General features: G+C 73.8%; 13 protein-coding genes. 10 read left to right on the top strand and 3 right to left on the bottom strand.

All coding sequences use genetic code 11. The features are described from left to right. Positions 1-39: 39 nt before the first annotated feature. The 6 genes from AB0F68_RS24495 to AB0F68_RS24470 all read left to right on the top strand — a co-directional run bounded on the left by AB0F68_RS24495 (position 40) and on the right by AB0F68_RS24470 (position 6,974). Positions 40-1,074, top strand: a complete 1,035-nt coding sequence (locus tag AB0F68_RS24495) for an ABC transporter substrate-binding protein (protein ID WP_357342125.1) — start codon at positions 40-42, stop codon at positions 1,072-1,074. Next, positions 1,071-1,907 (top strand): siderophore-interacting protein, encoded by an 837-nt coding sequence (locus tag AB0F68_RS24490; RefSeq protein ID WP_357342115.1) that lies wholly within the window; start codon positions 1,071-1,073, stop codon positions 1,905-1,907. The genes AB0F68_RS24495 and AB0F68_RS24490 overlap by 4 nt, the downstream gene beginning before the upstream one ends. Positions 1,908-2,125: 218 nt before the next feature. After that, the gene (locus AB0F68_RS24485; RefSeq protein WP_357342218.1) at positions 2,126-3,241 is read left to right on the top strand and encodes a Xaa-Pro peptidase family protein; all 1,116 of its coding nucleotides are present in this window, start codon (positions 2,126-2,128) and stop codon (positions 3,239-3,241) included. Further along, the gene (locus AB0F68_RS24480; protein ID WP_357342113.1) at positions 3,238-4,380 is read left to right on the top strand and encodes an acyl-CoA dehydrogenase family protein; all 1,143 of its coding nucleotides are present in this window, start codon (positions 3,238-3,240) and stop codon (positions 4,378-4,380) included. Before AB0F68_RS24485 ends, AB0F68_RS24480 begins: the two co-directional genes overlap by 4 nt. 91 nt (positions 4,381-4,471) lie before the next feature. After that, the gene (locus tag AB0F68_RS24475) at positions 4,472-4,981 is read left to right on the top strand and encodes an Lrp/AsnC family transcriptional regulator (RefSeq protein ID WP_357342111.1); all 510 of its coding nucleotides are present in this window, start codon (positions 4,472-4,474) and stop codon (positions 4,979-4,981) included. 283 nt (positions 4,982-5,264) lie between these two features. Next, positions 5,265-6,974 carry a CDP-glycerol glycerophosphotransferase family protein gene (locus tag AB0F68_RS24470; RefSeq protein ID WP_357342108.1) on the top strand — a complete coding sequence of 570 codons (1,710 nt, stop codon included), beginning with the start codon at positions 5,265-5,267 and terminating at the stop codon, positions 6,972-6,974. Between the two features lie 152 nt (positions 6,975-7,126). Here AB0F68_RS24470 and AB0F68_RS24465 read toward each other — a convergent pair whose 3' ends face one another. Then, a complete protein-coding gene (locus AB0F68_RS24465) occupies positions 7,127-7,738 on the bottom strand; it encodes a histidine phosphatase family protein (RefSeq protein WP_357342106.1) in 612 nt (203 codons plus the stop codon). 48 nt (positions 7,739-7,786) lie between these two features. Further along, positions 7,787-8,626, bottom strand: coding sequence for a helix-turn-helix transcriptional regulator (locus tag AB0F68_RS24460; RefSeq protein WP_357342103.1), 840 nt, complete (start codon positions 8,624-8,626; stop codon positions 7,787-7,789). A 102-nt stretch (positions 8,627-8,728) separates the two neighbouring features. Here AB0F68_RS24460 and AB0F68_RS24455 point away from each other — a divergent pair, with 102 nt between their 5' ends. The 3 genes from AB0F68_RS24455 (at position 8,729) to AB0F68_RS24445 (ending at position 10,171) form a co-directional block, all read left to right on the top strand. Continuing rightward, positions 8,729-9,436, top strand: coding sequence for an SDR family NAD(P)-dependent oxidoreductase (locus tag AB0F68_RS24455; protein WP_357342101.1), 708 nt, complete (start codon positions 8,729-8,731; stop codon positions 9,434-9,436). Between the two features lie 111 nt (positions 9,437-9,547). After that, positions 9,548-9,742 carry a CsbD family protein gene (locus AB0F68_RS24450; RefSeq protein WP_357342099.1) on the top strand — a complete coding sequence of 65 codons (195 nt, stop codon included), beginning with the start codon at positions 9,548-9,550 and terminating at the stop codon, positions 9,740-9,742. Positions 9,743-9,838: 96 nt separating this feature from the next. Beyond that, complete coding sequence (locus AB0F68_RS24445; protein WP_357342097.1) at positions 9,839-10,171, top strand: YnfA family protein; 333 nt, start codon at positions 9,839-9,841, stop codon at positions 10,169-10,171. A 54-nt stretch (positions 10,172-10,225) separates the two neighbouring features. Here AB0F68_RS24445 and AB0F68_RS24440 read toward each other — a convergent pair whose 3' ends face one another. Beyond that, entirely contained in the window at positions 10,226-11,632 is a 1,407-nt protein-coding gene (locus AB0F68_RS24440; protein ID WP_357342095.1) for a lysine 2,3-aminomutase, read from the bottom strand. A 155-nt stretch (positions 11,633-11,787) separates the two neighbouring features. Between AB0F68_RS24440 and AB0F68_RS24435 the strand changes: the two genes are divergently transcribed. Further along, positions 11,788-12,837 carry a zinc-binding alcohol dehydrogenase gene (locus AB0F68_RS24435; RefSeq protein ID WP_357342215.1) on the top strand — a complete coding sequence of 350 codons (1,050 nt, stop codon included), beginning with the start codon at positions 11,788-11,790 and terminating at the stop codon, positions 12,835-12,837. The last annotated feature ends 1 nt before the right edge of the window (position 12,838 follow it).

Below are 12,838 nucleotides of genomic sequence, written 5' to 3'. Positions count from 1 at the left end.
TCCATGGTCATTCGCAGACCCGTACCGAAAGACTTCGCCATGCCCGATAACCTGTCCGGCCGCCGGCTCTCCCGCCGTGGCCTCCTCGCCGCCGCCGGCGCCGCCGGCCTCGGTGCCCTCCTCGCCGGCTGCGGCAAGGACGGCGACGCCGCCACCAGCGCCGGCCCGACCGGCGGCCCCTGGTCGTTCACCGACGACCGGCAGCAGAAGGTCGACGCCGCCAACCGGCCGAGCCGGATCGTCGCCTTCACCGGGGTGGCCGCCGCCCTGGTCGACTTCGGACTCGACAAGCAGATCGTCGGCGTGTTCGGCGAGACGAAGAAGACCGACGGCAGCAAGGAGCCGCAGGCCGGCGACCTCGACGTCGAGCAGGTCGAGATCCTCGGCAACGCCTGGGGCGAGTTCAACCTGGAGAAGTACGCCGCGCTCCGCCCCGACCTGCTGGTCACCCACATGTACGACCCGGGCGCGCTCTGGTACGTCCCGGACGAGAGCAAGGCGAAGATCCTGCCGCTGGCCCCCAGCGTCGCCATCAGCACCGCCCGGGTGCCCATGACCCGCCCGATCGAGCGGTACGCCGAACTCGCCCGCTCCCTCGGCGCCGACCTCGACGCCAAGAAGGTCACCGACGCGAAGGCCCGGTTCACCGCCGCCGCCGAGGCGGTGCGCCAGGCGGTCAAGGCGAACCCGGGGATCAAGGTGATGGCCGCGTCGGGCAGCCCCGACCTCTTCTACGTCTCCAACCCCAAGGTAAGCACCGACCTGATGTACTTCGCCGAACTCGGCGTCGACCTGGTGGTGCCGACCAAGCTCGAGCAGGGCGACTACTTCGAGGCGCTGAGCTGGGAGAACACCGGCAAGTTCCCGGCCGACCTGATCCTGCTCGACAACCGCCCCACCGCCCTGCAGCCGAAGGACCTCGCCGCCAAGCCCACCTGGGCGCAACTGCCCGCGGTCAAGGCCGACCAGGTCACCCCGTGGGACGCGGTGCCCCGTTTCTCCTACGCCGGCGCCGCCCCGCTGCTGGAGAACCTGGCCACCGCCATCCGGGGCGCCCGGAAGGTCACCACGTGACCACCGCGGTCGCCCTGCGTTACCGGTTCTACGCCGCCCGGGTGCTCGCCACCCGGGCGGTGGGCGACTGCCTGGTCCGGGTCACCTTCGGCGGCGACGACCTCGGCGAGTTCGCCGGCGGCGGCCGCGACCAGAGCGTCTCGATCTTCCTGCCGCACCCCGGCCAGGACGCCCTGGTCGTCCCGGTCGAGGAGGGAGAGGACTGGTACGCGGCCTGGCGGGCCCTGGACCCGGCGGTGCGGGCGGTGATGCGCTCGTACACGATCAGGGCGCAGCGGCCCGAGCGGGGCGAGCTGGACATCGACTTCGTCCGGCACGGCGACACCGGCCCGGCCACCCGCTGGGCCGGCCGGGCCCGCCCGGGCGACCGGGTGCTGCTGCTCGGGCCGGCCGTGCCCGACGAGCGGACCGTGCGCTTCCAGCCGCCCACCGGCGCCGACGCCGTGCTGCTGGTGGCCGACGAGACCGCGTTGCCGGCCGTCGGCGGGATCCTCGACTGGCTGCCCGCCGGCACCCCGGTCCGGGCCTTCGTCGAGGTCCCCGCGGCCGGCGACATCCAGCCGCTGCCCAGCGCCGCCCGCGCCGAGGTGACCTGGCTGGTCCGGGGCGCCACCGGTCCGGGCAGCAGCCTGCTGGCCGACACGCTGCGCGGCGCCCGGCTGCCCGGCGCCGCCCCGTACGCCTGGATCGCCGGCGAGGCCGGCATGGTCCGGGCGGTGCGCCGGCACCTGGTCGGCGAGCGCGGCCTGGACCGCCGCCGGGTCACCTTCGCGGGCTACTGGCGGCGCGGCGCGTCGGAGGAGGACCTCCGGGCCGAGGCCGCGAGCGCCTGACGCCGCGGCGGGACTACCGGAGCGCGGCCGGGGTAGAGGGGAGCGTGACCGCGCCCGGGCCGTGCCGCCGGTGGCGCCCGGACCGCCGGGACGCGCCGTGACCGCCGTGGTCGGCGAGCTCCTCCAAGCCTCCGGGCTGACCAAGCCCGAGGCCGACCGGATGGCCGGGGTCTGAGCGGCCACCGGGCTCCCGCGCCCGCCCAAACGACCGTTAAGCTCTGGGGGTGGGAACCGACGAGCTGTACCCGTCCGAGCGGCCGGCCGCCGCCCAGCGCGCCACCGCCGCCGCCGGCCTGGACGCGCTGCTGCTCACCCCGGGCTCCGACCTGCGTTACCTGACCGGCTACGACGCCCACGAGGGGGAGCGGCTCACCTGCCTGGTGCTACCCGCCGAGGGCGAGCCCACCCTGATCGTGCCGGTGCTGGAACGCCCCGGCGCCGAGGCCGCGCCCGGCGCCGGCTACCGGATCGTCGACCACGCCGACGGCACCGACCCCTGGCCGCTGGTGCGGGCCGCGCTGCCCGGCCCGGTCGCCGCCGTCGGGCTGGCCGACCGGATGTGGGCCGAGCAGGTGCTCGCCCTGCGCGCCACGCTGCCCGGCACCGCCCAGCGGCTCGCCTCCGAGGTGCTGCGCGAGCTGCGGATCCGCAAGTCCCCCGCCGAGGTGGCCGCCCTGGCCGAGGCGGGCGCGGCGATCGACGCGGTGCACCGGCGGATGGGGGAGTGGCTGCGCCCCGGCCGGACCGAGGTCGAGGTGGCCGCTGACATCGCCGCCGCCATCCGGGCCGCCGGGCACGTCCGCGTCGACTTCGTCATCGTGGCCGCCGGCCCGAACGGCGCCAGCCCGCACCACGGCACCGCCGACCGGCCGATCCGGGCCGGCGAGCCGGTGGTGGTCGACATCGGCGGCACCATGCCGTCCGGCTACCGCTCCGACTGCACCCGCACCTACGTCGCCGGCGGACCCGCCCCGGCCGAGTTCACCGACTATTACGCGGTCCTGCACGAGGCGCAGCGCGCCGCGGTGGCGGCCGTCCGCCCGGGGGTGACCGCCGAGGCGCTCGACGCGGTCGCCCGGGACGTCATCGCCGCCGCCGGTCACGGCGACGCGTTCCTGCACCGCACCGGCCACGGCATCGGCCTCGACACCCACGAGGAGCCGTACGTCGTGGCCGGCAACCCCCGGCCGCTGGAGGCCGGCATGGCGTTCTCGGTCGAACCCGGGATCTACCTCGCCGGGCGGCACGGCGCCCGGATCGAGGACATCGTCGTCTGCACGACGGACGGCGGGCAACGGCTCAACACCACCCCCACGGAGCTCATCGCGCTATGACTGTCGACCGGATCCTCCCCACCGACGAGGCCCACGACCTGCTGGACCTCGCCACCGAACTCGCCGACCGGGAGCTCGCTCCCCGGGCCGCCGACTTCGAGGAGCGCGCCGAGTTCCCCCGCGAGGTGCTGCGCACCCTGGGCCGGGCCGGCCTGCTCGGCCTGCCCTACCCCGAGGAGCACGGCGGGGCCGCCCAGCCGTACGAGGTCTACCTCCAGGTGCTGGAGATCCTGGCCAGCCGCTGGCTCGCCGTCGCCGAGGCGGTCAGCGTGCACACCCTGTCCTGCTACCCGGTCGCCCAGTTCGGCACCGACGAGCAGCGCAAGCTGCTGCCCGACATGATCGGCGGGGAGCTGCTCGGGGCGTACTGCCTCTCCGAGCCGCAGGGCGGCTCGGACGCCGCGGCCCTGACCACGAGGGCGGTCCGCGACGGCGACGCGTACGTCGTCTCCGGCACCAAGGCGTGGATCACCCACGCCCGGGTGGCCGACTTCTACAACATCTTCTGCCGCACCGGCGGCCCCGGCCCGAAGGGCATCTCCTGCCTACTCGCCGACCGGAACACCCCGGGCATCCACCCGCAGGCCGCCGAACGGACCATGGGCCTGCACGCCTCCCCGGTCGCCCAGATCGCCTTCGACGAGGCCCGGGTGCCGGCCGAGCGGCTGATCGGCGGCGAGGGGATGGGCTTCACCATCGCCATGTCGGCGCTGGACTCCGGGCGGCTCGGCATCGCCGCCTGCGCGGTCGGCCTGGCCCAGGCCGCCCTGGACTACGCCATCGGCTACGCCCGGGAGCGCCAGCAGTTCGGCCGGCCGATCATCGACTTCCAGGGGCTCGGCTTCACCCTGGCCGACCACGCCACCCAGATCTCCGCCGCCCGCGCGCTGACCCTGGCCGCGGCCCGGCTGCGCGACGCCGGCCGGCCGTACTCGATCGAGGCGGCCAAGGCGAAGCTGTTCGCCACCGACATGGCGATGCGGGTGACCACCGACGCGGTGCAGGTGCTCGGCGGCGCCGGCTACGTCACCGACCACCCGGTCGAGCGCTACATGCGCGAGGCGAAGGTGCTCCAGATCGTCGAGGGCACCAACCAGATCCAGCGGTTGGTCATCTCCCGCGCCCTGGCGAAGGGCTGATCGACGCGGTGCGCGACCGCCCGGCCCGCACAGCGTCACGCTGGCGGGCCGGGTGCGGCGTGGAAGCGCCCTTACCGGTAGGTTGCACCGCGTGGAGGAGATCGACCGCGCCATCGTCGCCGCGCTGACCGGGGACGGTCGGCTGTCGTACACGGACCTGGCCGAGCGGGTGGGCCTGTCCGTATCCGCCGTGCACCAGCGGGTCCGCCGGCTGGAGCAGCGCGGCGTCATCAAGGGGTACGCCGCGCGCGTCTCGTTCGAGGCGCTGGACCTGCCGTTGACCGCGTTCGTGGCGATCCGGCCGTTCGACCCCTCGCAGCCGGACGACGCCCCGGAGCGGCTGGCCCACCTGCCGGAGATCGACTCGTGCTACTCGGTCGCCGGCGAGGACTTCTACCTCCTGCTGGTGCGGGTGGCGAGCCCGGCGGACCTGGAGCGGGTGCTGCAGGAGATCCGGACGGCCGCGAACGTCACCACCCGGACCACCGTGGTGCTCTCCACCCCGTACGAGCACCGCCCGCCGAAGGTCGGCCCGGAGCCGGTGACCCAGCAGCGGCTCCGTGGCGTCGCGGCGGAGTCGGCGGGTTCGCAGGCGGGTTGACCCCGCTCGGCGGGCGGTGATCACCTCCGCTGCCGGCCGGGCGCGGATGCCGTCCGGGCGACGGCAGGTGGTGTCGCACGTGCGCCGGCGGCGGTTGGGACCCGAGGGCGACCCGCGACGATTCGCCTGCGCTCTGAACCACCGTTCACCGGGCCGTGGGGGCCCGGGGAGCGGGTAGCGAGTTGAAGAAGGAGTTGGCGTTGCAACAGAACTTCCTGGCGGCCTGCCGGGGTCGGGCGAGGCGGCTGCTGCGGGTCGGCCCGTCGTCGGTGGGGATCCGGCGATGACGGCGTCGAAGCCGGGCCGGTCCCGGATGAGCGGATGGCTGGCGGAGGTGCGGACCTCGGCCATCGGGACGCGGCTGCCCGCCTCGGCGGTCGAGGTGGCGGCCCTTGCCGCCCTGCTGCTGGCGGCGGTGGGAGACTCCCGCCTCTGGGCGCTCCCCCCGGCGGTCCTCGCGCTCGGTCTGCTGGCCTGGACGTGGCGTGGCGGTCCGCCGGCCGCCGGAACGTCCGTCGTGGCGCGGGTCCTCCTGCTCGCCAGCGCGTACCTGCTCGGCGCGGTACACGGCAGTCTCGATCCGGCCCTGGCCGTCGGTGTCGCCGTCGCGGGCCTGGCGGTTCTCGGCGAACCGCTGTTGGCGTCCGCGTTCGAGGCGGTCTACCCCGTCGCGGCCAACCTGCCCGGGATCGGCTCACGGACCGGGCGTGACCCCGACACGGGCCGGGTGACGCTGGTCAACGGCGCGGCGGTGCTCGTCGCACTGGTCTGCGCGTTCACCGGCGTCTTCGGTGGCATCGCGCTGGCGGTGGCGGCCGTGGCGCTCGGGTTGACCCTGTACACCGGGTTGCAGGGGCTGCGGCAGGTACGGGCGCGGCGCCGCAGTGAGGCGAAACTGCTCGCCGCGCTGACCGCCTACGAGCCGGTCTTCCTCGTGCACTGGAGCGCGCCGGCCGGCACCGCCTACCAGCTCGCGATGTGGTTGCCCTACCTGGAACGCCTCGGCAGGAAGTTCTTCGTGCTGGTTCGCAACCAGACCAACTTCAACGAGGTGGTGGGCCTCACCAAGGCCCCGGTGGTGATGCGGATGGGGCTGAACCAGCTCGACGACGTCATCGCCCCGTCGCTGCGGGCAGCCTTCTACGTCAACACCGCGACGGTGAACAACCACGTCGCCCGGTACACGAACCTGAAGCACATCCAGCTCAACCACGGCGACAGCGACAAGGTGCCGAGCCACAACCCGGTCTTCCGGTTGTACGACAAGAACTTCGTCGCCGGCCAGGCCGCGATCGACCGGTTCGCGGCCAACGGTGTGAGCATGCCCCCGGAGATGTTCACCATCGTCGGGCGCCCCCAGGTGGAGAACGTCGCCATCGCGACCGGGCCGATCGCCTCGATCGCCAACCCCCGGGTCCTGTACGCCCCGACGTGGGCCGGCTTCTACGCCGACTCCAACTATTCGTCACTGCTCGTGGGCTACGACATCATCAAGGCGCTCGTCGCCCGCGGGTGCAGCGTCGTCTTCCGGCCGCATCCGTACAGTCAGCGGTCCGCGGCGTTGGCCCGTGAGTGCGAGCGCATCCGGACGCTGCTGGCCGACGACCGCCGCACGAGCGGACGGCCGCACGTCTTCGGCGCCGAGGCCGAGGTGGCGATGACGGTCGCGGACTGCTTCAACGCGTCGGACGCGATGGTGTCGGACGTGTCGAGCGTGGTGGCGGACTACCTGTACTCGGAGAAGCCCTTCGTGATGGTCGCCGTCTCGACGCCGGCGGACCGGTTCCCGGAGGCGTTCCCGCTCGCGCGAGCGGCCTACGTGATCGACGCCCACGGTGGCCGGCTGCAGGGACTCGACACCGCCCTCGACGACCTTCTCGGCAGCGACCCCCTCGCCGCCGCCCGCCGCGACCTCAAGAAGTACTACCTCGGGGACATCCCGTCGGACCGGTACGCGCAGCGCTTCCTGGACGAGGCCTCTCGCTACCTCTGACGGCGAGGGCATCGCCACCCACGATCGGCTCCGGCTCAGCATCTCGACGTTGAGGCGGAGCCGATCGTCGTCTCGCGCTGCTTCGTGGCCCTCAGGCCGGCCGGCCCGGCGCGTCGTCTCCACCCGCACCGCGGTGGTGCCGTCCAGGAAGATCAGTGCCGAGCCGCCCGGTCGGACTCCGTCCCGGCCGTCTGCGGAACCGGCTGGTTCCACCGCAGGATGACCCGCCGGCCGTGCTCGTGGCCGAGCACGCTGACGGTGGCGGTGTCCAGCCGCAGCAGCCCGCCCGCGGACGGCGGCAGGCCGATCCAGCGCGCGCCGAGCACCCGCAGGCTGTGCGCGTGGCCGACCAGCGCGACCGTGCCCCGCTCCAGCAGCGGGGCCACCCGGTCGAGCACCCGGTCGAGCCGGGCGCCGACCTCGGCCGGCGACTCCCCGTCGGGGCAGCCGTCCGTCCAGATGTTCCACCGGGGGTTCTCCTCGTGGATGTCCGCGGTGGTGCGTCCCTCGTAGGCGCCGTAGTTCCACTCGGCCAGGTCGGGGTCGGTGGCGTCGACGGTGAGCCCGGCCAGGTGCGCGGTGCAGGTCGCGCGCTGCCGGGGGCTGGACAGCACCCGGACGAAGCGCCGGCCGGCGAGCGCCGCGGCCAGCGCCCGGGACTGCCGCTCGCCGTCGGGGGTCAGCTCCAGATCGGTGTACGAGGTGTGCCGGCGGCTGGCGCTCCAGGTGGTCTCGCCATGCCGGATCAGCAGGATCTCGCTCACCCGCCCAGTCAACCACGGACCGGCCGTCCCGGCTCCGGTGGCGGGAGGTCACCCGCGCAGCGACTGGGTCCCGAGTACGGTGAGCAGGGCGAGGCGTTCGGCGTCCGCGCTGCCCGGCTCGGCCGTGTAGACCATGATCCGTAGGTCGCTGCCGGCGACGGTGAGCACGTCGCAGTCGAGGGTCAGCGGGCCCACGTGCGGGTGGTCGACGGTCTTGCGCGCGGCCGCGTGCCGGCCGACCGTGCCGGCGTCCCACAGCTCGGCGAACCGGGGGCTGCCCGCCCGCAGCTCGGCCAGGAGCCGGCCCAGCCGCGGGTCGGTCGGGTAGCGGGCGGCGGCGGCACGGAGGTCGCCGACCAGCGCGGCCTCGAACCCGCGCCGCTCCTCGGGGCCGAGCCGGACCCGCGAGCCGGGGCCGAGGAAGTGCCGCCACACGCCGTTGCGTTCCTCGCCCCGCCATCCGGACGGGTCGCCCATCAGCGCCGCGTACGGCGGGTTGGCCACCAGGAGCGTCCAGGAGGCGTCGTAGACCGCCACGGGGGTGCCGGCCAGCCGGTCCAGCAGCCGTTGCACGCTCGGGGTGACCTCGGTGGGCATGGTCTGCGGGCCGGGTGGCGCGAGCCCGGCCAGCCGGTGGAGGTGGGCCCGCTCGGCGCCGGAGAGTCGCAGCGCCCGGGCCAGCGCCGCGACGACCTGCGCCGACGGATGGGCCGCCCGGCCCTGCTCGAGGCGGGTGAGGTAGTCGACCGAGATCCCGGCCAGCAGCGCCAGCTCCTCCCGGCGCAGTCCGGCCGCCCGGCGTGACCGGCCGGCGGGCAGCCCGGCGGCCTCGGGCGTCACCCGGTCGCGCCAGCGCCGCACCGCCTGCCCGAACTCCGCCTCCGCCACGCCCACCAGTCTGCCCCGTCGTCGGTGGCCGGGGGTGGCCCTGGCAGTCCCAGGAAAACGGGACGCCTGGCTGGCCACCCGGCGCCGACGGAGCCTGGTGACATGACGACGACACTGATCACCGGAGCCAACAAGGGGCTCGGTTTCGAGACCGCCCGCCGGCTGGTGGCCGCCGGGCACACCGTCTGGATCGGCAGCCGGGACGCGGAGCGCGGCAGGCGGGCCGCCGAGCGGCTGGGCGCGCGCTTCGTTCCGCTGGACGTCACCGACGACGCCTCGGTGGCGGCCGCGGTACGCGCCGTCGAGGCCGGCGGGGGACTGGACGTGCTCATCAACAACGCGGGCATCGAGGGGCGGACGGCGGACAATGGTGTGGTGGGCGCCGCGGAGGTGACCGCCGAGCAGATGCGGACGCTGTTCGAGACCAACGTCTTCGGCCCGGTCCGGGTCACCCACGCGTTTCTGCCGCTGCTGCGGCGCTCGGCCGCCCCGGTGGTGGTGAACGTGAGCAGCGGCCTGGCCTCGATCACCCGGCTCGCCGACCCGGCCGACCCGGCGTACGGCTATCCCGGCGTGGCGTATCCGGCCTCGAAGGCGGCGGTCAACATGCTCACCGTGCAGTACGCCAAGGCGTTCCCCGAGATGCGGATCAACGCGGTGGAGCCCGGCTTCACGGCGACGGACCTCAACGGGCGGACCGGCACGCAGACCGTCGAGGAGGGCGCCGAGATTATCGTCCGGATGGCCCAGGTGGGCCCGGACGGCCCGACCGGCGGCTACTTCGATGCGGCGGGCCCGCTGCCCTGGTGACCGCCTGAAACCTATCTTCCTAGGATGCCTTACAGGGTGTGCGTGGGGGCACAGCGTTTGCGGGGAGGGGCACCGGGGACGCGACCGGCGGGAACGAGCCGAGGAGGCGGGATGAGCTTCACCGACAAGGCGAAGAGCCGGGCCCAGGAGTTGGCCGGCTTGGCCAAGGAGCGGATCGGCGACGCCACCGACAACGAGCGGTTGCGGGCCGAGGGCGCCAACGAGCAGAGCGCCGCCCGGGCGCAGCAGGCCGGGCAGAACGTCGAGGAGGCCGGACGGAACATCCGGGACGCCTTCGACAAGTGACCCGTACGGCGGCGGGCTCCCGGTCACTCGGGGGCCCGCCGCCGCGTTGTGCGCGGCGTCGGGGTGCCCGATCGCGGGGCTGGTTAGGGTCGCGGGGTGACGATCCTGCGTTCCCTGGTGCTGTTCGTGCTGGCCGCGGTGGCGGAGATCGGGGGCGCGTGGCTGGTCTGGCAGGGCTGGCGGGAGCACCGGGGGCTGTGGTGGGTCGCGGCCGGCGTGCTGGCGTTGGGGGCGTACGGGTTCGTGGCGACGTTCCAGCCGGATCCGAACTTCGGCCGGATCCTGGCGGCGTACGGGGGTGTGTTCGTGGCCGGGTCACTGGCGTGGGGTGTGCTGGTGGACGGGTTCCGGCCGGACCGGTGGGACGTGACGGGCGCGGCGATCTGCCTGCTCGGGGTGGCCGTGATCATGTACGCCCCACGGGGCTGAACGCGCGTCGCCCCCGCGGCCGGGTGGCTCGCGGGGGCGGCGGGGTGGTGCGGGTCAGTCGTCGCGGTGGGCGGTCCACCAGGCCTGGCCGGTGTCGGGCAGGGTGTCGATCGGGTCGTAGTAGGCGTAGCGCTTGTTGAGCGCTTCGAGGTCCGCGGACTCGATCGAGGTGCGGTAGTTCTTGGTCCAGTAGGAGATGCCGCGTTCGCGGTCGTACTCGGTGAGCATGTGCACCCAGCGCTTGCCGACGAAGGGGACGTCGCAGACGATCCGAGGCGTGGCGTAGCCGGGCAGGTAGCCCATGATGTCGTGCTGGAGCTGCTGGGCGTGCCAGACCGGGACGCGCCAGTGCTCGGCGTTGGGGATCATGTCGCACATGTAGAAGTAGTACGGCAGGATGCCGGCCTCGCCCTGGAGGGCGAAGCAGAGGTCGAGCAGGTCGGCGCTGGTGGCGTTGACGCCGCGCATGAGCACGCCCTGGTTGCGGACGTCGCGGACGCCGACGTCGAGGGCGGTCTGGGCGGCCTTGGCGACCAGCGGGGTGATGGACTGCCGGTGGTTGACGTGGGTGTGGATCGCGAGGTTGACGCCGCGTCGGGCGGCGGTGCGGGCAACGCGTTCGAGGCCCTCGACGACGTCGGCCTGGAGCCAGTGCTGGGGCAGGCCCATGAGGGCCTTGGTGGCGAGCCGGATGTCGCGGATGGTTTCGATCTCGAGCAGCCGCATGAGATAGGACTCGAGGTTCTTCCACGGCACGTTGGCCACGTCGCCGCCGGAGACGACGACGTCGCGGACGCCCGGGTGGGCCTTGAGGTAGGCGATGTGGGCGTCGTAGCGGTCGACGGGCTTAAGGGTGAGCTTGAGCTTGTCGACGGCGGGGGTGGAGTTGCCGACGAGGTCCATCCGGGTGCAGTGGCCGCAGTACTGCGGGCAGGTGGAGAGCAGCTCGGCGAGGACCTTGGTGGGATAGCGGTGGGTGAGTCCCTCGGCGACCCACATGTCGTGTTCGTGGAGGCTGTCGCGGCTGGCGTAGGGGTGGGAGGGCCAGTCGGTGCGCCGGTCGGAGGCGACGGGGATCATGTAGCGGCGGACCGGGTCGGCGAGGAGCGCCTCGGTGGTCATGGGCTCGAACGGCACCATGGTGTTGAGCATCTGCGGGGGCACCAGCATGGACATGGTGGCCAGGGCCTTCTGGTCGGCCTCGAGGTCGGCGTAGAAGGTCTCGTCGACGAGGTCGCCGAGGACGGTGCGCAGCTGCTTGATGTTCTTGACGCAGTTGACCCGCTGCCACTGGGCGTTCTCCCACTGCTCGCGGGTGACGTGGCGCCAGCCGGGGAAGCGGGTCCAGTCGGGTTCGACCAGGGGGCTGCGGCGGTATTCGTACGGCTGCCCGGCGGTCGGTACGGCGACCGGGGCGTGACGGGGTTGAGGGATGGTCTCAACCGGTTGGGTCTGGGTCACGGCCCCTCCTGACATGTGGTGCGGGTGATCAACGATCCCGAAGGCTACTGGAAAATATCCGGTGAAGAAATTAGTCTGCCGGAAGTTTTCCCGCGACGCGAGCCCTGGCCAGGGGTTCGGGCGGCTGGATATTGGGGGTCGGCGTGACGTCACCGGTGGGTCTGCACCGAGTCGTGGAACCGGCGGGGGTGCTCCCGCAGGCGGCGTGGCGGCTGGATGCCGACCCGCGGATCGCCGCGAACGAGGTGCGGATCCGGGTCGAGCGGCTGAACCTGGACGCGGCGAGCTTCCGGCAGCTGTCGGAGAAGCACGGCGGCGACGGGGAGAAGGTCCGCGCCGAGGTGCTGGAGATCATCTCGACCCGGGGGAAGATGCAGAACCCGGTCACCGGCTCCGGCGGCATGCTGATCGGCACCGTGGAGGAGGCCGGGAAGCGGTCCCCGCTGGGGCTGGCGGCGGGCGACCGGGTGGCCACCCTGGTGTCGCTGACGCTGACGCCGCTGACCGTCCTCGACGGGCTGGCCCGCTGGGACGGGCGCAGCGAGCAGGTGCCCTGCGACGGGTACGCGATCCTGTTCGCCCGCTCGATCGCGGCGGTGCTGCCGGGCGACCTGCACCCGGAGTTGTCCCTGGCGGTGCTGGACGTGTGCGGGGCGCCGGCGCTGACCGCGCGGGTGGTGGCCGAGCAGGTGGCGCGGCGCCGCCGCGAGGAGGACCGGCGTCCGGTGACCGTGGCGGTGATCGGCGGCGCCGGCAAGAGCGGCTCGCTGTCCCTGGCCGCGGCGCGGCGGGCCGGCGCCGGCCGTACCGTCGGGGTGGTGCCGGTGGCGGCGGAGCGGGACGCGCTGACGGCGGCCGGGCTGGCCGACGCGGTCGCGCTGGCCGACGCCCGTGACCCGGTGGGCCTGTCCACGGCCGTGACCACGGCGCTGGGCGCGCCGGCGGACGTGACGGTGGTCTGCGTGGACTTGCCGGGCTGTGAGCACGGGGCGGTCCTGGCCACCGGGGACGGCGGCACGGTGATCTTCTTCTCGATGGCGACGAGCTTCGCGGCGGCGGCGCTGGGCGCGGAGGGTCTGGCCGCGGACGTGACCATGCTGGTGGGCAACGGGTACGTGCCGGGGCACGCCGAACTGGCGCTGGAGCTGCTGCGCGGCGAGCCGGGGGTGCGTCGTCTGTTCGAGGCGCGGCTGGCGGCAGACTGAA

The sequence above is a fragment of the Micromonospora sp. NPDC023966 genome, from assembly GCF_040639095.1.
GTDB lineage: Bacteria > Actinomycetota > Actinomycetes > Mycobacteriales > Micromonosporaceae > Micromonospora.
Note: the sequence above shows the minus strand (reverse complement) of the source record. Positions and strands in the feature narration are given on the sequence as shown.